The organism is Methylobacterium sp. ME121 (genome assembly GCF_000974725.1).
Classification (GTDB): domain Bacteria; phylum Pseudomonadota; class Alphaproteobacteria; order Rhizobiales; family Beijerinckiaceae; genus Methylobacterium; species Methylobacterium radiotolerans.
Map to the genome: position 1 here is coordinate 1 of NZ_BBUX01000050.1, position 18,899 is coordinate 18,899.

The following is an 18,899-nucleotide window of genomic DNA, read 5'->3' on the forward strand; positions in this document are numbered from 1 at the left end:
TGGTAGTCGAGCGCGACCGCCTCGACGCCCTGTGCCGGCAGCGCCAAGCCGATCCACGCCTGCCAGCGAGCGCAACCGCCGTGCTGGAGCGGCTGTTTGCCGAGGCGAGGGTCTACAGGGAGAAGGCCAACGTTGCCGATTATGCCGCCGACCGGATCGCGTTCGTGCGCGAAGGAACCTTAGGCTCGCCCGAACAAGTCCATGGCGGCATCGATGTCGCCCGCGTGGTGCGAGCGGCCCACGCTTTGCGCGTGACACTGGTCAGGCTCCGGCCAGACCGCCTCACGGTGCCGGCTTGGCGGCTATTCGATGCCGAGAGGCGCCGGCAGCTCGTCCATTTCTCGACCGCTCACACGCGGCGCCTCGTTGCGCAGGTTGCCGGCCTTCTGGGCCGATCCGGGCCGGATCGCGAACACGGTGGGATCGAACGCTGAGGAGCAGGGAGAGCCACTTCGCTGCGGCTACAGGCTTGTAAAAGAAACGGTCGTTTTTCTTACATGATAAGCAAGGAAGCGGAATGGCCGAGCAGGGCTGTTTTCGGCCATCCCGCTTCCGGACGGTGGATCCAGCGAAGCGGACAGGGTCGCTTGGACCGCGCATGACTTACTTGCCCGCCTTGGTCGGTCCGCTCTCAGGCTTCTGACTGCAGCCCGTCAACAGGTGGCCTGCGGGATCGTCGCTTCAGCGCAGCAGCGCGTGCAGGTTCCGGTCGATGTTCGACACGCCTTCCGAGGCGATCTGCATGCTCGCCGAGATCTCGCGCGTCGCCGCGGCCTGCTGCTCGACCGCCGAGGTGACGCCCGAGACCGCTTCGCGCACCGAGGTTGACGTCCCCCATCGCTTTGGTCCGGCGTGAGTGCGAGTTTTCCGGTTGTGTGAGACCCTGATGGGAGGAGCAGAGCCGTGAAGAAGGGCAGGTTCACCGAGGAGCAAATCGCCTTCGCGCTGAAGCAGGCGGAGACCGGGACACCGGTCGCGGAGGTGCTGCGCCGGATGGGCGGACGCCCCAGGAATTCGCCTTGGCGGCAGCCCTGCAGGCCGCCGAATGAGATCCGGAGGCTCACCTTTCGGCCGGACCAAGATCCGGGGGACCCTCAGGACCGGCCCGGGTTCCGGCAAGCCCTGGAGCGGTATTACGGGGGTGGGCAGGATCCGCGGACCCTCGCCCTGCTCACTCTCAGCCAACCACTCGCCGTAAACCGTAAGCGGTTTGCGGCAAACCGTAAGCCGCGCCGCACGCGCTGACTGAACGGGAAAGCCAGCCCCAAATTGGCTACCAGCCTAGGTTTTAGCGGGAACACCGGCCCCAAATTGCCCGGATTTTCGAGCCGAACGGCCGCAGCTGGCTCGGTCGCACCTCGGCCGCGGGGTGATCAAGCGTCTGGTTGAGGGCCTGAACAGCCACGGGAAAGCCAGCCCCAGATTTACCACGGTCGCGCGGCTGGCCGAGCCCTACTGACGGATCGGCACCCCCTCGCCTGCGGGATTCGCAGTCGCGAATCGACGGCATCATCACTCCACCGCGCTGAGCGCGGTGACAAAGCCTCTCAGGAGGGCTGTGAGCAGGTTTCGGAGCCTCTGACGTCACGCTGTCGGTTCTGCCGCCCCGAACGCTTCCTGAGGCCGCGCAGGTGGATTTTGCCACTCACACACTCGGAGAGCCGATCTTTGGTCGCCATCAGGCGACCACCATCTGGAATCGAGCCGCCGGAGGCGGCTTCCGTATTGGGTGGGGGAGCGGGTTTTCGCGCAGCGAAAAGGGGCGGGGTCTGTGTCTGCATAAATGGATCCGGAGGTGCACAGCCTGTCCACGGGCTTGTTCAAGGCCCAGATTCTGTGGGGTCGCTCCACAGGCCTGCGTCTCTTTAGGTCTCTTTAAGATATCTATAGAAGAAGTCTTTATAAAAATTCCTGTTTAGTGGCAATGGGTTAAACCATAAATTTGGGGCCAGGATTCCGGCAATTTGGGGCCGGACTTCCCGAATTTGGGGCCGCACTTCCACAAATTTGGGGCTGCACTTCCGGTGGCTCCCCATGTTATCCACAGCTCTAAGGCTGCGCTTAAAAGCGCGCGCCAACGGCGGATTTCTGCGGAGATTTGGGGCCGCTGTTCCCGCACGGGCGTTTGGCCTCTTCCGGCCCGCAAACACCCTGAAACAGGGCACAGGAACGCCGTTCTGAACCTGAATTTGGGGCTGGCTTTCCGATGTGAGACGAGCACTGCCAGGCACTTAGCAGACAGATCCCGTAACCGGGGCAGATTGCCGGGCGGTCAGACCGTTGCGGCGTTTCTGACGAGATCCGGTAGGGGCGGGATCGCGTCACCGTCCGGGATCCCGAGGCGGTTGCCGAGGTAGCGGAAGAACGAGACGCCGAGCTTGGCGCAGGTCTTCATCAGGCCGAGCATGACGTCGCGGGCAGTGCGGCCGGCCTCGCTCATCGTCCCGCCCGAGATCTTCCGCTTGGTCACGCAGGCGCGGATGTCGTTCTCCGAGCCGTTAGTGTGGAGCGGGATCTCGGGCCGCTCCAGCACGCGGAGCAAGGCGGCCTTGTGCCGGTGCAGGCGGGCGAGCAGCCGGTCGAGCATCACTGCGCCGGTGCGGCGCGTGAAGATCCGGTCGAAGCGGGCGCGCAGGGCGCGGGCTCGTTTGGGGCAAGGGGCGCGGGCCCAAGCCTTCAGGTCGGCATAGAACCACCAGATCAGGGTGCGGGTGAGCGCGATGGCCTTGCGCTGAGCCGCGGTCGTGGGGATCAGCGTGTGGACGAGGCGCTCGGCGTGCACCCAGCACAGCGCATGGGTGCCGATCCGGAACTGACCGGCCCCGTCGGAGACCACGACCGTGTCGGGCATCAGGCCGTGATGCCGGATCGCACCCCACAGCGCGCCTTCGGTGGCGACCTGCACCGGGTCGGGCGTGACCGCGCGCGCATCGAAGCCGAGGGCCGTCAGATGCGCCTGCCAGGCCGGGGGATCGGCAAAGACCTTGACCGGGTGGGCGGCGAGCGCCGCCAGGAAGGGCCCGGCCAGCGCGCGGGTGCGCATGTAGGCCAGCGCCGCGGCGTTGACGACGAAGTCCTCGTGGCCAGCCCGCAGCAGCGCGAGGACGTTGAGGCGGGACTTGGACGCGGTGGTGCGGAAGGCGGTGAAGCGTGCATCGCCGATCTGCGTGGTCACGCCGTCCGTCCGCGCGTGCCGCGCGGCGGTGTCGTCGACGCTGATCCAGGCCGCGCTCGCGAGACCGGCGCGCAGCACCGCCTGCTCCTCGGCGACAAAGGGATCGAGCGGGCCGCTCAGGAGGCGGACCACCTGCCGCTTGGAGATCATCAGGCCGAGCCCGGAGAGCATCGTGGTCAAGCGCTCGCTCGTGACCTGCCCCTGGACATGTGCCGCCAGGAGGAAGCGGCGCAGATGCGGCCCGAACCCGCCGACGATCCCGGGCGGCAGCGCGGCCACGACGCTCATCCCCGACGGCGTGGACCAGCGCTCGCGCCGGTAGCGGATCACGACCGCTTCCAGCACGAGGTCGCGCACCACGACATCCTCGTAGCCCTTGAAGCGTGAGCCTCCCGGAACAGCAGCCTTGAGCAACACCTCGCGCGTGATCACGCCCGGCTCGTGCACGGGCCCGCGCCGCCGCTGGCCCGGTGTGGCCTGCGCCCGCTCGCTCGCCTTCTCCATCCCGGACGGGGTTGGCCGCGTCGGCGGGCGCGGTGGTAAGCCCTTCAGCCGCGCGACCTCGTCGCGCAAAGCCCGGTTCTCGTCCGTCAAGGCGCGGACCTGACCGATCAGGTCAGCCACGAGCCCGCGAAGTTCGCTCAGTGGGAGGGCATCCAGGCCATCGGGATCCGGCAGCGCCATGCCGGGTGTTGAATCACGCCACGGCCAAACCGCAAAACGCCACCGCCCGGATATCTGCCCCGGTTACCACGCATCAGCACGTAGGTTGCCAGCGGCCGGTGCGCCGTCTGTTCGGAATTTGAGGCCGCACTTCCGGGATGCAGCCTGCAATTCCAACCTGTTAGGCGGTCAGCTGCGCGGTCGCCTGCCCGGCGGCCTTGGCCAGATCCATTTCCAGCTGGGTCGGCGCGGCATGGGTGTAGTGGTAGCGGCGCGACTTCTTCCAGCCGGAGCCGGTAATCTCCTCGCGCCACTCCTTGAGGCCACCGGCAGCGACCATGTCGTTGAAGGCCTGCCGGCAGTCCTTGCGGAACTGGGCGCGAGTCGCGCTGGTCTCCTTGTCCGACCACAGGTCCCGGCCGGCGAGCTGCGCCAAGCGCTCCTCGTCGATCCAAGCGAAGGCCGGCTGGCTGTCAATGAATGGCCAAAACGTTTTGGCGTGGTCGCCTTTGAGGCGGAACTGCACGTCGGCGTTGATGCTGACCAGGTGCGCCTTCTCGATCATCTGCAGCACGCTCGGGCCGTAGCGCACGGTGACGCTGCTATCGAGTTGGGCGCCTTCCCAGCTGACCTCGGTGATCAGCGGCGCGGCGCTGCCACGGCTGTCCGGCAGGGCGCCAATCGAACGGGTTTTCTTGATCTTGTCGAGCTCGTCGAGGGAGCGCCCCTCGTGGATCAGCACGCTGACCTGCTGGATCTCCTGGAACACGTGCACGAGGCTCAGGAGGTTATTGACGTGCTCGGTGCGGCCCATGACGCGGATCAGCTCGCGCCAGCTCGTGCGCGTCTCGTAGTAGGTCCGCATGGGCGGAATGAACGTGCCCGGCCGGTAGTCCGGGTTAGGCATGGAGACCTTTTCGCGCTTCAGGCGAAACAGGGCGTAGATCGCGTCGCGGTGCTGGCTGCCCAGCTCGCGCCCCCTCACCTCGACGACCGAGTAGCCCGGCACCTCGTAGACGCGGGTGAAATTGCTGTCGGTGATCAGGTTGACCTTGCGCGGCACGAAGGCCGAGGTCCGCGCCAGGCGGTCCGGCATCACGGCCGGGTTACGCCGGCCGCGCCGGTTCTTGAGCGTCCGCTCGCGGCGCGCGAGGCGCTGCTGTTCTTCAGGCGTGAGCGGGCGTCCGGTGGTCATGGCTGCGACTCAAGCTAGGGCATGACAGGAACAGTGGCACCAAAATTCGGGAACAGCAGCCCCAAATTTCTGCTCACTGTTGCAGCAGCCCCTATGCAGCCGGTCGGCACTGACCACAGTTTACGGCTTACGGTTTACCGCAAGCCGTTTGCCGCGCCTTACTTCTCGGAAAACTCCGCCAGTGATGGCTGACCGTACTTGGCCAGGACCATGTCGAGGCCTTCGCGCAGGTAGCTGTTCAGGTCGCGGTCGTGCTCGATGCACATCAGGCGCAGGCGCTTGCTGGCGGCCGGCGGCACGTAGACCGTGAGCTTGGCCTCCTGCGGCTTGCCAGGACGGGCAGCCGGCGCGGAGGGGTGCTGCACGACCTCGGCGGTGTCCTGGGCAGCGGGCTGGCTGTGACCGCCAAGGGCGATTTCAAGCGACGCGGGTTTCTTGGCCATGCTGTTTTCCTTCCATGCGGTTGAGCGCCCACTGCAGCAGCTCGCGCACTTCGGCGGCGGCCTTGCTGTTGGTGTCGCGTTCGGTGACCCCCTGCCCTGTCGCCAGCGCGTCCATGTGGTCGGCACGCATCGCGAGCGGTGTGTTCGCCACCGCGCCGGAGAGCTGCAGGACGCGGAAGGCATCGCTCGTGCGGATCGAGCGGCCCGGCGGACACTGGTTGAGGACGTAGGAGAACGGTTTGCCAAGGCGGGTGATGCTGCGCACGGTCGGCGCGGCCGCCTCGATGTCGGCGATGCTTGGCCGGGCCGGGATCAGGCACAGGTTGGCAACCTGGATCGCGGCGGTGGCGGCCGGGGTGTCGACGCCGGGCGTGTCGATGATCACGAGCTGGACCCCCTGCTTCTTGAGGAGCCCCATGGCAGCGTCGAGCTGACCAGCCTGGAGGGCGTTGACCTCCGGCCCGCCGGTCCCTTCCCGCCGCTCGTACCAGTTCTTGGCAGTGCCCTGCGGGTCGAGGTCGATGATCGAGGTCTTGATCCCTCGCTCTTCGGCCGCAACGGCCAGGGAGACGGCCAGACTGCTCTTTCCGGTGCCGCCCTTCTGGGTGACAAATGCGATGACGTTCATGGCGGCATCCTTTCGGGGGCGAGCCTAAACGGCAAGCGGTTAACAGCAAACTGCACGCGGTAAGCGGCAAGCGGTGTGCTTTAAGCGGCACACGGCAAGCGGCATGCCGTTTACGGCAAAGTGTGCGGTAAGGCGAGCAGGGGGCGCGCGCTAACGCGTGACATGCCGCTTACCGTATGCGGCATACCGCACGGACAAAATCTGAAGGTTTACTGCCGGTTTCTCGCCGTCAAAGCAGTACTCTGCGCGAAGCATCAACTTTGAATTTATTTCAGGATCGGACGTGCGCAGACTTGGCGGGCATTCAAAGCGATGGGAGGAACCAAATGCCAGGTGTCACCCCCTATGCGTTGCCGGGTCCACAGGTTGAACCTGAAGCCAGTTTCTGGCCCCGCTGCCCAGTGCTGCATCCGATCCGTATTGAAGATCTGCGCGCGCGCCTTGATGGCAAAATCAAGGGTTATGATACCTACAATGAAAAGAACGAACTTGATGAACTCGTCGGTCTTTACAACCGCCGTGAAACGACCTTTCCAGCCACCAAGCTCAGTCGGTTTTTAAGGGAGAGCAAGTACTTCACCTGCCCGCCGGCCGGCGCCGTCTTACCGCAGAAGGCGAAAAAGATCACCAACGGGGTCGAGCTTGCCACGCTGTTTGAGGCCGAAACCCCCGGGCTTTGGCACCGCCATGTGCTCAACGTCCTGCTCGACCCGACCATCAAGGACGGACCAGGGCAGGTGCTGGCGCCGCCACGGCAGGCGTTGATCTGGGCCGCGCTGGACCTGGCGATCATGAGTGCGCTGGCTGCGGCCTGGCACTTCAAGTGGCTGGCCACGGGGCAGGGGACGGTCGAGTACCGCAGGCGCCCCTATGAGTATGCGGTAGCGGCCAACCGCAACGACTTCCACGTGCTGTTCGATTTCAAGGTGGATCTCACCACCCAGCCCGGCAAGGTCCTCCGGACCGTGCCGAAAACCATGGGGGCGATGCCGTCGCCCGGAACGCCGCGACACCCGGCGTACCCCTCGGGCCATAGCACCTACTCGGCGGCGGCCAGCGAGGTATTGGGCTGCCTGTTCCCTGAGCACAAGAATGCCTTTCGCAAGCTGGCAGACGACATCGGCACCGCCCGTCTCTACGGCGGCGTCCACTGGCGCAGCGATCACACCCTAGGCCAGCAGGTGGGCAAGGTGGTCGGCGAGCTGGTGATCGCCCAGCTGAACCAGTCCGTCATTCCGGCGCATGCCGTGATGCATCCGGCGGCCCCACAACCCGCGCAGCTCGTCGACGAGGCCCGCGAGTTTGGCGAGCAGTGCGGCAACGGCAAAGCGAACTTCTGCAATGGCATCGTGCCACCGCACCCGCAGCCGGCGGCGCTGCAGAGCCTTCAGGTGATGTAGCACAGCCAGCCAGACACTCCGCGTTTAATGCTACGGTTTACCGCATACGGTTTGCGGTAAACAGTAGCTCATGCCTACACAAGGCGGCGCCAGGGGTTCGCCGCGCGCGTCGGAAGACTCACCTCGCGGCAAGCCGTAAACGGCATGCGGCAGGGAAAACCTGCCGCTCGCGCAGGCAGGATCAGGGACTCGCAGAGCGCCTCCGGTGTACCGAGGAGCCAGCAGCCTGTCAGAGCGGGCTTGATTGGTAACATATACGGTACTATAGTGAATGGAGATCAGGGAGTTTCTGGACGCCCGCGGAGGGAGCCCGTTCGCCAGCTGGTTCGATGATCTGGACGCCCAAGCGGCGGCCAAGGTCACGGTGGCGCTGACGCGGATGGAGCGCGGCAATCTCTCGAACGCCAAGGCGGTTGGGGGAGGGGTCCAGGAGTTCCGGATCGACTGGGGTCCCGGCTACCGGCTGTATTTCGGTCGGGACGGAGACACGCTGATCATCCTGCTGTGCGGCGGCACCAAGCGCCGGCAACAGGACGATATCGCCGAGGCGCAGGCGCACTGGGCGGAGTACAAACAACGCAAGAAGGAGGAGGGGTGATGGCCCTGACCCGCAGCTTCAAAGACACCGTGAAGGCGCGCGCTGAGCGCGACCCGGCGTTCCGTGACGCCCTGCTAACCGAGGCAGTCGACCAGTTCCTGGCCGGCGACCTCGACACCGGCAAGGCGGTCCTCCGCGATTACATCAACGCGACGATCGGCTTTGAGCGCCTGGCCGCCGAAACCGGCTCCTCGTCCAAGAGCCTGATGCGCATGCTTAGCCCGACCGGCAATCCCACAGCGAGCAACCTGTTCAGCGTTCTGAGCACGGTCCAGAAGGCCGCCGGCGTGCATCTGGGTGTTGCCGCGAGCCGTTAACGGCAAACGGTTTGCCGCAAACGATAAACGGTTTTCTTTAGCAGCTAGAAGCGACCGCACACTCCTTAACAGCGCGCTGGCAAAACGCTTGAGCTTGGAGACCCCGTCAGATCGCTGATCCACAACGTCCTGCACTCAGGCTTTGTACAAAACGGGAACGCGGGTTATCCTAAAAGGCATATTGCGGTACGTTGATGCCTGCCAGAAAACTGAGGGACTCTGATGGTTGTGAAAGTGAATTTACCTAATGGCCATTTTTTCGATGGCCGCCCGCAGGATATTCCTAGCGGTCTGAGTGGTATTCAAGGCGGCTTGACCTCAAGCTTGCTCCAACGTGGTCTCACCTCGGCTCTCCTGCAGTCTGCGCTGAGTAATCCTCCGACCTCGTCGCCGGCCGCCCCCTCCGCGCCAGCTGCCCCTGCAAACCCGCCAGCTGCTCAAGCTCCAAAAAGTAGGTTGGATACAACAAGCTGTGACTGATCAGGACTGGTCAATCGTTGCAGCGATAGGGCAGGCCGCCTCTGCTGTTATTGCTGCAATCACTCTACCTCTTATATTTTGGCAGGTTCGAGAGGCCCGTAAAGCAGCAGATTTGCAATCTTTAGAAACGTTCTTCGCTAACACTCTTGAACGCGAAAGCACCTTTCTTCGCGCCACAATTCAGGATGATAAATTTCAAGCCTTCGCCGAATACCTTAATTTTCTTGAATGTCAGGCGGCTGCTCTGAACGGTGGCATACTCCCAAAAGTAAGTCGGGAGCTCGTCCGTGATAAAGTAATTGATGCGTTAGCTCTTATTGAAGCACAGAGCGGATGGCATGCGGAACTGGAAAAAGCTATCCTTACCCCTAACACATTCACCAACCTAACAAAATTTATTCGCGGGCATCGCAAAGACATCAATAAGGCTAAGGTCGGCTCTGAAACGCAGCAGCCATCTCTTTAGGCCACGTAAGGGGCTAACTCTACCGTTTCAGCTTCGCTCTCTGCTTGATCGGCCGCTGCCATCTCAGCAGCAAATCTGACAATTGCGAGACGATCCCGATCCTGATCAAGGCAATCGAGAAGTTGCGCATCAGTCGCGGTGAGAACCACGGCAGGCTCGGCTAGCTCGGCAGCAACAAGGCGGCGATAATCACCACGAGTTAGACCAACACCAGAATACCGCCCAAGGCTAACAGCGTGGCTAGAAATTCCTAGAGTTAAGCGAAGTGTAAGCCGCTCGACCCGATCGCCGAACTGCAGACTTGGGTGCAAGAGCTCTGCCACTCGTGCTGCTGTTCCTAGGAGGTCGGCCGTTCGCCCGGCAATGCTTCGAACTGGCCCTGCAGCTCCGTCGAAACCACCTCCGTGTCGGGCTAACATTCGCTCGATGACGTTAATTTCTTCGCCAGAGACGTATGCAAGAGCTGCTACAGCACGCTTAGCACGAGCGGCCTGATCAGAAGCCTCTTTCATATCACGCCCAAGGCTTCCAAGAATGGAGTGTGGAACACCTTGCTGTGTAAGGGCCGAGAGCCAGGATTGACCTTCTTTGGGCGTTTTCTTGTTCAGCTGGATATAGACCTGATTGAGTTCTGCTGTAGACTGTACCGCAGCAATAAGTGCAGGGTCAGAAATTTGTTCTGGACGAAGGTGCCGCAGGCAATCAACCAAGCGTATGATCGAAAGAACTTCGACCCCGCTCTCGCCAGCTAGCCGTCCGAGCGGCGTGAGTTCATAACGTCCGTCCGTATGGGCCTCAATCAACCCGTGCTGAGCGAGATCAGTAACTGCAGCGATGAGTTGATCATGCTGCCAGTTCCAACGACCTAACCTCAGTTCCTGTTGGAAGGCGCCGTAGCTCGCTTCAAGAAATGTTGCGATCTGTTCGGCGGTCATACCAGCTCTGGCACCCCCAACCGCACGCCCCCCTCCCACAAGAACCCGGACGATTAGGGACCTTGGATCGGTTTCGGCATCAAGGAAGCGTGAGTGCAGATCCTCCGGCGCGGCCGTGACGTATCTGTCCCAGAAACCTTGCGCCTCGCGCAGGGTCATCGCCACAAGATAGGACGTGCCATGTTCGGTAAAGCCGAGGCGGCCGGCGCGTCCCACGAGGTTCTTATACTCTGCCACTGAGTACGGTGTATCACCTGGATGGGTAAGCCCCGCGATGACCACCGAAGACGCCGGGGTATTAACGCCCATCGCAAGCGTTGTGGTTGCTACAATCACGCGCAGCCCTGATCCAGAGCGGCGGAATTCCTCCTCGATAACACGTCTTTCCTCACGATCGAGGTGAGAATTATGGAAGGCCACGCCTCCAGCAAGAACCTCACGTAGGGCTGCAGAGGCCTGAGAGATATCGCCGCCAGGTAGCCGGGCTAAGGCATCCCGCGCAGGCGGCAAACCAAGTTCCCGTGCAAGGTAATTGGCGCAGCCACGCGTTTCCCCCCGCTGCTCGCGGAATACGATCACCTGCTGCCCTTCTCCAACGAGCTTGCGGAGAAGGGGAATGATTATGTCCTGACTGGAGTTTTTGCCTGAGTAGATCGGACGGATGATGGGTCCGTCAGTCCGCATTTCTCCAGTTGCAGCATCAAGGTACTGCCAGCGGCCATCGGCAAGGATCAACCCCTCGTCAAGCGGCACTGGACGTTCATCACGGCGCAGGAGTCGGCCGCCCAACCAGCGATCTAAGCCGTTAATGTCACCGATCACCCCCGACAAGGCGATGATCTGAGGCTCAATCCCATCCCGCCGCCGCATGCGGATCAAGGTAAGCAGAAACTCCAGATTGGCACCACGCGAGCTATCCGCCACCATTTGAGCTTCATCGACGACAATGACGGCGACTTGTTCAAGCACATGTGGATGAGTCAGGACGACTGCGGCGAATTTTTCGTAGGTAAGTAGCGCAACGTCATACTGACCTTTAATGATCGGCGAGATATCATCCGTCTCGCCTGTTGCCTCAACAGTCCGAAGACCTGCAGCTCCATAAACGGCTTCAAAATGGCGTTTCTTATCAGCAACTAGAGCTTTGAGGGGCAACAGGAATAAGGCGCGTTTGCGCTCCATCACACCTTTCATGGCGGACAGCTCGCCAATCATCGTCTTCCCAGATGATGTCGGCGCTACAACAACCAGATGCTGCCCAGCAAGGACGCCGAAGTCGTTGATTGCATCAAGTTGAAGTTGATTGAGCGCTGGGATGGTGTGAGCCCAGGCTTCGAGCACGTCAGACGGGTAACCGAATGCTGCAAGGCTAGCGACTTCCGCTGTAGCCCGCGCCCCTGCGCGATCTGGGAAAGCAGTCCGGTAGCGTTCTCCCGGCACGAAAACAGGCCAACTAATCTCACGATCCATGGTCCCGCGGAGAGCCGGATGCTGTGGATGCCCGAACTGACCAGCCGCGTCGACCACGCGGCGTGTGACGTATTCCAGAAGGCGAAAAACCGGCAGCCGCCCAGCCTCGATGATCTCTGCAGCTCCCTGCAAGGCCTCAAGAAAGAAGTGGGTGAAATAGCCGTGGCCGGTACGGGGATTTTCCCATGCAGGCTCGTTTGCAGCCGAAGCCGTGATGATCAGCCGGCCCTCACCAGACATTTGAGCAAGCTGCGCCTCAACAGAGCTGAGACGCCGCGGCACGGCTTCAACCCGAAGAACTTTTGCGCCCATCCCCCCGGAAAAGCAGCAATCAAGAAGAATGATCAGGCGCTTTGCCGGAATGCGGCTGAACCATCGTGTGAGTTCGTCAAGAGGTATGGCTGTTGCAGGGAGATTTCTTACATCGGCGTCATAGGTAATCAGCTCATGGCTTTCTGATCCGTGCCCAGAAAAGCTAATGACGACAGTGTCATTTGGGTCGCAATTCTCAAGTTCTTGAAACGCAGTTTCAATGCGCGCGCGTGTTGCATCCTCGTCGGCGAGGAGCGTGGTGGTACCACCAAGTGTGTCCGCAAAGAGAGTTTCCAAAGCGATGGCGTCACGGCGCGCGCAGCTCAGCCAATTGATGTGCGGCGATGCGTAACGATCAACACCAATGAACAACCCGCGAAAACCCATTCCCCTATAAAACCCCCATATGTTGGTGCTGATGATCTAGCACCACACCACATATTGATCAATCAGACGGGTCTACCGACGTCAGTAGCGAAACGGGTAGGAGCCGAGGAACAGGTCGCCCAGCGCCTTGCGCACCCGGTAGGTGAACCAGCGCTGGCGCCGGTGCTCCTCCCGGTCATGCAGGATGTGGCACCGCTGGCAGAGCGCCTTGAGGTTCGTCGGTTCGTTGTAGCCCGGGTCGTGGTCTAGGTGTGCGCAGGCCAGATAGACCCGGGTCGTGTAGCGCGGGGTACCAGCCGGCAGCCCCTCTGGTGGTGCCAGCTTCAGCTTGCGGCCCTTGCCACTCTGAGGGTCCCCCGGATTTTGGTCCGGCCGGAATGTGAGCTTCCGGATCTCATTCGGCGGCCTGCAGGGCCGCCGCCAGGGCGAATTCCTGGGGCGTTCGCCACCCCAGGGCGGTGTGAGGACGGCTCTCGTTGTAGTGCCGCCGCCACGTCTCGATCTTGCTCCTCGCGTCGGCCAACGACAAGAACCAGTTCGCGTTCAGGCACTCGTCGCGCAGCCGGCCGTTGAACGACTCGACCAGCGCGTTGTCGGTCGGCTTGCCGGGCCGTGAGAAGTCCAACGTGACACCGTTCTCGTAGGCCCAGCGGTCGAGGGCTTTCGAGACGAACTCAGGCCCGTTATCGACTTGAATCGCGCACGGTGCTCCGCGCAGCAGCGTCAAGCGGCTGACGACAGCCACGACTTGCTCGCCTTTGATGCCCTGGTCGACCTCGATCGCCAGAGCCTCGCGCGTGAACGCATCGACGACCGTCAGGGCCCGCAGCCGGCGGCCGTCGAACAGCGCGTCGGAGACAAAGTCCATCGACCAGCGTTCGTTCGGCCGGAGCGCGGCAGGCTGACGCTCCCGGTGTGCCGCGCTGACGTGCCGGCGCGGCCGCTTGAGCCGCAGGCTGAGGCCCTCGTCCCGGTAGAGACGGTGGACCCTCTTGTGATTCACCCGCCAACCTTCCCGGCGCAGCAGGATGTAGATCCGGAAATACCCGTAGCGCACCCGGCTCTTGGCCAGATCGCAGATGCGCATCCGCAGCGGTGCCTGATCGGGCTTGGTCGAGCGGTAGCGGACGCCCGACCGGCCGACGCCGAGCGCGGCGCAGCCGCGCCGCTCGCTCACCCCGTGCGCCTCCTGAACCTGGTGCACGAGCTCGCGTCGCCGAGCAGGCGTCAGAGCTTTTTTGCGAGCACGTCCTGCAGGATGTGCTTGTCGAGGCTCAGATCGGCCACGAGCTGCTTGAGCTTGCGGTTCTCGTCCTCAAGCTGCTTTAGCCGCCGCAACTCGCCCGTCCCCAAGCCGCCGTAGAGCTTCTTCCAGCGGTAGAATGTCTGCTCGGAGATGCCCATCCGGCGCAACACCTCCGCGACCGGTGTCCCGGTCTCGGCCTGCTTCAGCGCGAAGGCGATCTGCTCTTCGGTAAACCTGCTCTTCTTCACGGCTCTGTTCCTCCCGTCAGGGTCTCACAAAACCGGAAAACTCGCACTCACGCCGGACCAAGGCGATGGGGGGACGTCAACTCCGCCAGACCTGCGCCGCATTATCCCACCAGCGGCCGTCGCCGAGGTGGCAGACCAGCTGACCGTACGGCCGGCCGCAGCCTTCGCAGTAGCCCTTGGCGCGCTCGAAGCGGATCACCTGTGAGAGCTGCACCCAGTCGATCGGGTAGAAGAAGCGGTTTTCTGGGCGGATCGGCATCGGGTCAGCCCTTCGACGCCTGGCTGCGCGTCCGCGCCTGCGGAAAGTAGGTATAGAAGGTCATCCGGCTGACCCCGAGGCGCTTGGCGATCTCGGCAATCGAGATGTTGCCGGCAGCGAGCAGGGCACGCCCCACCTCCAGATCCCCCTCAGACAACGCCTTGCGCCGGCCGCCCTTACGGCCACGGGCGACGGCGGCCTTGAGGCCTTCCATCGTCCGCTCACGGTTAAGGTCGAGAAAATACTCCGCCATGGCGCCGTGCATCTGCAGGGCGAAGCGGCCGTGGGCGGTCGCGCTGTCAAACTGCTCGGTCAGGCTGCGGAAGTGGACCTCCTTCAGGCGCAGCCCGTCGATCGTGCGCATCATCTCGACAAGGGAGCGGCCGAGTCGGTCGAGTTTCCAGACCACCAGCTGATCGGTGGGGCGCAGGTAGGCGAGGGCGGCCTCGAACTCGGGGCGCTTGGTACCGGCCTTGCCGCTCTTCTTTTCCTCGAAAATCTTTTCGCAGCCAGCCTTCAGCAGGGCATCACGCTGCAGGTCCAGGTTCTGGTCGAGGGTGGACACACGCGCGTAGCCGACAAGCATGTTAGGATAGTCCCACAAGAACGTTTGCCTGACAATAGTTTTCCTGACATATTTTCCTTACATAAACGGTGCCGTTTCAGGGTATCGGGGAGGGGTCCGGCCAACGTGTAAGGAAAACGAACGTTTTCCGGACATTGTAGGCCGCGCCACTTGCCGTTGAGTTCCAATGGAACGTCGTAGCTGGAACTCAACCACGCTATTCGCATAAGGGCAGCTCACAGAACGGCCCAAGCATCCAGAGTTTTCCGAGATGCGCTGTGCTGCGGCAACGTCAGTGCTGTGGATCGGCGTCCGAGGCGGACCCGCACAACTTTCTCTCGTAAATACTTGAGATGATTGAGTTTTGTTCATCCGAGGTGGATACCGGTTCGCCGCCGATCGGCAGTAAACGTATGGCCCGCCCCGTCCGCAAGTGGCTCTGGTTCCGCTGGTCTGGGCAGTCTGCACAAACGTATCCGGCCTTCCGGCGAACCGTTGGCCAAGATGGAGATCCGTGCGTCCTGGGCTTCATAAAGGGGTCGGCGTCGAGCGCCATTTTCCAGCCAAAGGCTTCCAGGACACCGATCGACCGTCAGGCCATCTTCCTCGCACCACACGCGGACATCGGAAGGCCGGCGAAGGCTTCGCCGACCGAGCTGGGTTCAGGCCGCGATGACCGCCGCCTCGTAAACTCGCTCATGGCGCAGGAGCGCCCAGACAGTCCTGGCCATCTTGGCGGCCAGCGCAACCACGGCTGTGTTTGCGTGCGCCGAGCCAGAAGCCCGCGCAGCCACTGCCGGAGGCGGGTGCCCACCAGCGACATCGGAGCGAACCGTGAGCTTTCAGCCCCCGAAAGCCACAATCGGTGCGATGTGGGGGTTTCGACGGGTGAAATGCCTTGTTCGCGCTCGCCTTCCAGCGCATGAGAGAAGCCGGCTCGAACAAAATTCATGAACGCATTCCGGCACGAAGGCCGCGCGGAAGCCTCGCCTACAAAGGTGATCGACGACCACCACCAACGTCAGCTTGCTCTGGCGCGCTACGCTATTCTCGATACTGAGACCGAGGCTGAGTTCGACGCTCTCGTGGAGGCGGCAGCCGCCGCGTGCGGGGTGCCGCTGTCGCTGATTAATCTCATCGACGGCACCCGGCAGTGGGCTAAGGCAATAGTCGGTGACGGCCCCAAGGAACTGCCGCTCAGCAGCTCGATCTGCGCCCTGGCCATCGAGCAGGACGACGTCCTCGAGATCTCCGATGCGGCCAAAGATGCACGCGTAGCCGATTACCCATTGGTGACGGGAGATAGCCATCTGCGCTTCTACGCCGGCGTGCCGCTGAGGACGCCGACAGGGATCGCCATCGGCACCCTCTGCGTGGCCGACGATAAACCGGGCCGGCTTACGGACGCCCAGCGCCTCGTCCTCAAAACGTTAGCTCAGCAGGTGGTGACCACCCTAGAGCTGCGCCTGATGCTTCGGCAGCATCGCAGGAGCGATCACCGCAGCAAGGCGATCCTGGAGAGCGCGATCGACTATGCGATCATCTCCATGGACCTCACCGGCCACGTGACGAGCTGGAACGCGGGCGCCGAGCGGATCCTCGGATGGACCGAGGCCGAGATGCTCGGCCAGCACGCGCACATGTTTTTCACCGAGGAGGACACCCAGGCCGGGCAGCCTGAGAAGGAGATGGGCGCGGCCCTGCTGCATGGACGCGGCAACGACGAGCGTTGGCATCGGCGCAAGGACGGCAGCCGCTTCTATGCCCTCGGCGAGATGATGCAGCTCAAGGACGAGGATGGCGCCCCGGACGGGTTCATCAAGATCCTGCGCGACCGTACCGAACAGCGGCTCGCTGCCGAGAAGCAGCGCGCCGACGCCGAGTTCATGCGCAGCGTGCTCGCGTCCTCGGCCGACTGCATCAAGGTGCTCGACTTCGACGCGAAGCTGACCTTCATGAGCGAGGGCGGCATGAAGGTGATGGAGGTCAGCGACTTCAATGCAATCAAGGGCTGCGTATGGCCCGAGTTCTGGCAGGATCAGGGCAACGCAGACGCGCAAGCGGCCATCGAAGAAGCCAAAGCCGGACGAGTCGGCCACTTCCAGGGCGCGGCCCAGACGCTCAAGGGCACACCGAAATACTGGGACGTGCAGGTCACGCCGATCCTCGGGGCTGACGGCAAGCCGGAGAAATTGCTCGCGGTCTCGCGCGACCTCACTGAGCAGAAAGCGGCCGAGGATAAGATCGCCCTCAGCGAGGCGCGGTGGCGTCAGCTGTTCGAAGGCATGCAGGAGGGGTTCTTCAGCGGAGAGATCATCCGCGATGAAGCCGGAACGCCCACAGACTTCCGCTTCCTGGAGGTCAATCCCGCCTTTGCTGGCCTGACCGGACTGCCGGCTGACACGGTCGGTCGAACCATGCGCGAATTGGTGCCAGAAATCTCCCAGACGCTGATCGACACCTACGCGCGCGTCGTCGACAGCGGCGAGCCGGAGACGTTCGAGATTGCTGTGCCGGAGCTTGGGCGTAGCTTCGAGGCCCGCGCGCGCCGGCAGCAAGGGCAGCGGTTCGCGGTGCTGTTCTTAGAGATCTCCGCGCGCAAGAAGGCGGAGATGCGCCGCGCCGCGATGATCGATCTGGGCGACCGGCTGCGCGATGTCAGCGATAAGCCCGAGATCTCCAGGGTGGCCGCGGAGATCCTCGGTCGTACGCTCGGGCTGGCGCATGGCGGCTATGGGGCGGTCAACGCGGACGCGGAAACCATCCTGGTGACCGAGGAATGGACGGCACCGGGCGTGACCAGCATCGCCGGGCTGCACCACTTCCGGGAGTACGGCTCCTTCGTAGAGAGCCTGAAGGCAGGCGAGCCCGTCATCATCGACGATGTGGCCGCTGATCCTCGCACGGCTGATGAGACCGACGCACTGGCGGCAATTGATGTGCGCGCGCTGCTCAACCTGCCGGTGATGGAGCACGGGCGGTTCGTGGCCCTGCTCTACGCACTCAAGGCGGCTCCCTGCGCTTGGAGCCCCGAGGACATCGGGTTCGTGCGCAACGTGGCCGACCGCACCCGCGCGGCGATTGCCCGGGTCGAAGCCGAGGAGCGGCAGCAGACCCTTAATCAAGAACTTAGCCATCGCATGAAGAACATGCTGGCGATGGTACAATCGATCGCCACGCAGACGATGCGCAATGCTACCGACGTGGAGACGGCCAAGAATGTACTCGCTGGCCGACTGATCGCCCTGGGCAAGTCGCACGATCTGCTTCTTGGCGGCACGCTGAACGGGACGTCGCTACAGATTTTGATCGAAGACACGCTACAGCCTCACCTGGACAGGCCTGATCGCTTCGTCATCGAGGGGCCAACACTGACCGTAGGGGCCAAAGCGGCGATGTCGTTGGCGTTGATGCTGCATGAGCTGGCGACTAATGCAGCCAAGTATGGGGCTCTCTCGAACGCGGACGGGCGCGTGAGGATCGACTGGAAAACCGACGGTATGGCGCATGTGCGGCTGCAGTGGTCGGAAGCCGGGGGACCGTTGGTGGTACGCCCGACCCGGACGGGGTTTGGCACGCGGCTCATCGGACGCGGGTTGGCCGGGAACTTCGGAGGAGAGGTACAGCTGGAATTCCCCGCCACAGGGTTGATCTGCACGGTCACAGCCTCGCTCAAGGAACTGCAGGCCGAGAATGCTCAGCCAGCAACCCGTTAGTCGCAATCGGCGCGATCCTGCGACTCAGCCGTGGCGATGAAGCACCGCCGCCGCTGGGCGGCCTCGGGGCGGCTTCCGCCGGCCCTGGCGGCCCGGTTCACGCTGGCCGAGCAGGCGGTCCTCAGCCTCGTAACGGCCGAGGTTGCCCGGCGAGCGGACTGCCGGCTGGCAACGGAGAACATGGCGGCGGTGGCCGGAGGATGAAACCGGGACGATGGACGCCCTTCTGCGGCTCACAGTCGGGTTTGCGACAAGCCCATCCGGCTGGCTGCAGGTAGTCCCCAAGAGATACATGAACGGTCTGAGCGGCTAAACCGTTGCGGGAGGAGCCACGTTGGACGGCGACCTGCCGCTTTCAAGGGTGATAGGGTTCGTGTGATCATGAGCCGACCACCT

At 63.0% G+C, this 18,899-nt stretch carries 14 protein-coding genes and 4 pseudogenes; 8 read left to right on the top strand and 10 right to left on the bottom strand.

Annotation, left to right across the window (positions count from 1 at the left end; all coding sequences use genetic code 11):
• Positions 1–434, top strand: a pseudogene (locus ME121_RS23545) (MobF family relaxase); the annotation flags it as partial.
• A 247-nt stretch (positions 435–681) separates the two neighbouring features.
• On the opposite strand, the gene ME121_RS34120 reads toward ME121_RS23545, so the two are convergent.
• Positions 682–819, bottom strand: a complete 138-nt coding sequence (locus ME121_RS34120) for a hypothetical protein (RefSeq protein WP_491892865.1) — start codon at positions 817–819, stop codon at positions 682–684.
• Positions 820–903: 84 nt separating this feature from the next.
• On the opposite strand from ME121_RS34120, the pseudogene ME121_RS23550 reads away from it, so the two are divergent.
• Positions 904–999 (top strand): annotated as a pseudogene (locus ME121_RS23550) (transposase); the annotation flags it as partial.
• Between the two features lie 1,273 nt (positions 1,000–2,272).
• Here the strand turns inward: ME121_RS23550 and ME121_RS23555 are convergent.
• The 4 genes from ME121_RS23555 to ME121_RS23570 all read right to left on the bottom strand — a co-directional run bounded on the left by ME121_RS23555 (position 2,273) and on the right by ME121_RS23570 (position 6,104).
• The gene (locus ME121_RS23555) at positions 2,273–3,859 is read right to left on the bottom strand and encodes an IS66 family transposase (protein WP_059409676.1); all 1,587 of its coding nucleotides are present in this window, start codon (positions 3,857–3,859) and stop codon (positions 2,273–2,275) included.
• Between the two features lie 160 nt (positions 3,860–4,019).
• Positions 4,020–5,033: a hypothetical protein gene (locus tag ME121_RS23560; RefSeq protein WP_059409677.1), complete on the bottom strand. Its 1,014-nt coding sequence runs from the start codon at positions 5,031–5,033 to the stop codon at positions 4,020–4,022.
• A gap of 158 nt (positions 5,034–5,191) precedes the next feature.
• The gene (locus ME121_RS23565; RefSeq protein ID WP_059409678.1) at positions 5,192–5,476 is read right to left on the bottom strand and encodes a ribbon-helix-helix domain-containing protein; all 285 of its coding nucleotides are present in this window, start codon (positions 5,474–5,476) and stop codon (positions 5,192–5,194) included.
• Positions 5,451–6,104, bottom strand: coding sequence for a nucleotide-binding protein (locus ME121_RS23570; RefSeq protein ID WP_059409679.1), 654 nt, complete (start codon positions 6,102–6,104; stop codon positions 5,451–5,453). The genes ME121_RS23565 and ME121_RS23570 overlap by 26 nt, the downstream gene beginning before the upstream one ends.
• 326 nt (positions 6,105–6,430) lie before the next feature.
• Here ME121_RS23570 and ME121_RS23575 point away from each other — a divergent pair, with 326 nt between their 5' ends.
• From ME121_RS23575 to ME121_RS34125, 4 genes are all read left to right on the top strand, one after another.
• Positions 6,431–7,504, top strand: coding sequence for a phosphatase PAP2 family protein (locus ME121_RS23575; protein ID WP_491892866.1), 1,074 nt, complete (start codon positions 6,431–6,433; stop codon positions 7,502–7,504).
• 271 nt (positions 7,505–7,775) lie between these two features.
• On the top strand, positions 7,776–8,102 hold the full coding sequence (locus ME121_RS23580) for a type II toxin-antitoxin system RelE/ParE family toxin (RefSeq protein WP_059409681.1): 327 nt from the start codon (positions 7,776–7,778) through the stop codon (positions 8,100–8,102).
• Entirely contained in the window at positions 8,102–8,419 is a 318-nt protein-coding gene (locus ME121_RS23585) for a helix-turn-helix domain-containing transcriptional regulator (RefSeq protein WP_012340181.1), read from the top strand. The genes ME121_RS23580 and ME121_RS23585 overlap by 1 nt, the downstream gene beginning before the upstream one ends.
• Positions 8,420–8,891: 472 nt before the next feature.
• Positions 8,892–9,365 (top strand): hypothetical protein, encoded by a 474-nt coding sequence (locus ME121_RS34125; RefSeq protein ID WP_491892867.1) that lies wholly within the window; start codon positions 8,892–8,894, stop codon positions 9,363–9,365.
• On the opposite strand, the gene ME121_RS34130 is transcribed toward ME121_RS34125, so the two are convergent.
• The 5 genes and pseudogenes from ME121_RS34130 to ME121_RS34135 form a co-directional block, all read right to left on the bottom strand.
• A complete protein-coding gene (locus ME121_RS34130; RefSeq protein ID WP_491892868.1) occupies positions 9,362–12,469 on the bottom strand; it encodes a DEAD/DEAH box helicase in 3,108 nt (1,035 codons plus the stop codon). The two genes, ME121_RS34125 and ME121_RS34130, sit on opposite strands and share 4 nt — an antisense overlap.
• Positions 12,470–12,863: 394 nt before the next feature.
• A protein-coding gene (locus tag ME121_RS23590) for an IS3-like element ISMex11 family transposase (protein WP_491892869.1) occupies positions 12,864–13,963 on the bottom strand; the annotation gives its coding sequence in 2 pieces (ribosomal slippage) (positions 12,864–13,711 and positions 13,711–13,963; 1,101 coding nt in all).
• Positions 13,964–14,039: 76 nt separating this feature from the next.
• Complete coding sequence (locus ME121_RS23600; protein WP_491892877.1) at positions 14,040–14,222, bottom strand: hypothetical protein; 183 nt, start codon at positions 14,220–14,222, stop codon at positions 14,040–14,042.
• A gap of 4 nt (positions 14,223–14,226) precedes the next feature.
• Positions 14,227–14,808, bottom strand: coding sequence for a recombinase family protein (locus ME121_RS23605; protein WP_059409683.1), 582 nt, complete (start codon positions 14,806–14,808; stop codon positions 14,227–14,229).
• A 641-nt stretch (positions 14,809–15,449) separates the two neighbouring features.
• Positions 15,450–15,595 (bottom strand): annotated as a pseudogene (locus tag ME121_RS34135) (IS110-like element ISMmg1 family transposase); the annotation flags it as partial.
• Positions 15,596–15,737: 142 nt separating this feature from the next.
• Here ME121_RS34135 and ME121_RS23610 point away from each other — a divergent pair.
• Together ME121_RS23610 and ME121_RS34140 are read left to right on the top strand one after the other, a co-directional pair.
• Positions 15,738–18,503 (top strand): PAS domain-containing protein, encoded by a 2,766-nt coding sequence (locus ME121_RS23610; protein WP_491892870.1) that lies wholly within the window; start codon positions 15,738–15,740, stop codon positions 18,501–18,503.
• Positions 18,504–18,536: 33 nt separating this feature from the next.
• Positions 18,537–18,701: pseudogene (locus tag ME121_RS34140) on the top strand (helix-turn-helix domain-containing protein); the annotation flags it as partial.
• Positions 18,702–18,899: the final 198 nt, after the last annotated feature.

Bases quoted from the DNA above. Each gene is read 5' to 3' on its own strand.
- ME121_RS23555 (WP_059409676.1), bottom strand. From the start codon at position 3,859: ATGGCGCTGCCGGATCCCGATGGCCTGGATGCCCTCCCACTGAGCGAA.
- ME121_RS23600 (WP_491892877.1), bottom strand. From the start codon at position 14,222: ATGCCGATCCGCCCAGAAAACCGCTTCTTCTACCCGATCGACTGGGTG.
- ME121_RS23605 (WP_059409683.1), bottom strand. From the start codon at position 14,808: ATGCTTGTCGGCTACGCGCGTGTGTCCACCCTCGACCAGAACCTGGAC.
- ME121_RS23570 (WP_059409679.1), bottom strand. From the start codon at position 6,104: ATGAACGTCATCGCATTTGTCACCCAGAAGGGCGGCACCGGAAAGAGC.
- ME121_RS34130 (WP_491892868.1), bottom strand. From the start codon at position 12,469: ATGGGTTTTCGCGGGTTGTTCATTGGTGTTGATCGTTACGCATCGCCG.
- ME121_RS23585 (WP_012340181.1), top strand. From the start codon at position 8,102: ATGGCCCTGACCCGCAGCTTCAAAGACACCGTGAAGGCGCGCGCTGAG.
- ME121_RS23580 (WP_059409681.1), top strand. From the start codon at position 7,776: ATGGAGATCAGGGAGTTTCTGGACGCCCGCGGAGGGAGCCCGTTCGCC.
- ME121_RS23560 (WP_059409677.1), bottom strand. From the start codon at position 5,033: ATGACCACCGGACGCCCGCTCACGCCTGAAGAACAGCAGCGCCTCGCG.
- ME121_RS23610 (WP_491892870.1), top strand. From the start codon at position 15,738: ATGAACGCATTCCGGCACGAAGGCCGCGCGGAAGCCTCGCCTACAAAG.
- ME121_RS23565 (WP_059409678.1), bottom strand. From the start codon at position 5,476: ATGGCCAAGAAACCCGCGTCGCTTGAAATCGCCCTTGGCGGTCACAGC.
- ME121_RS23575 (WP_491892866.1), top strand. From the start codon at position 6,431: ATGCCAGGTGTCACCCCCTATGCGTTGCCGGGTCCACAGGTTGAACCT.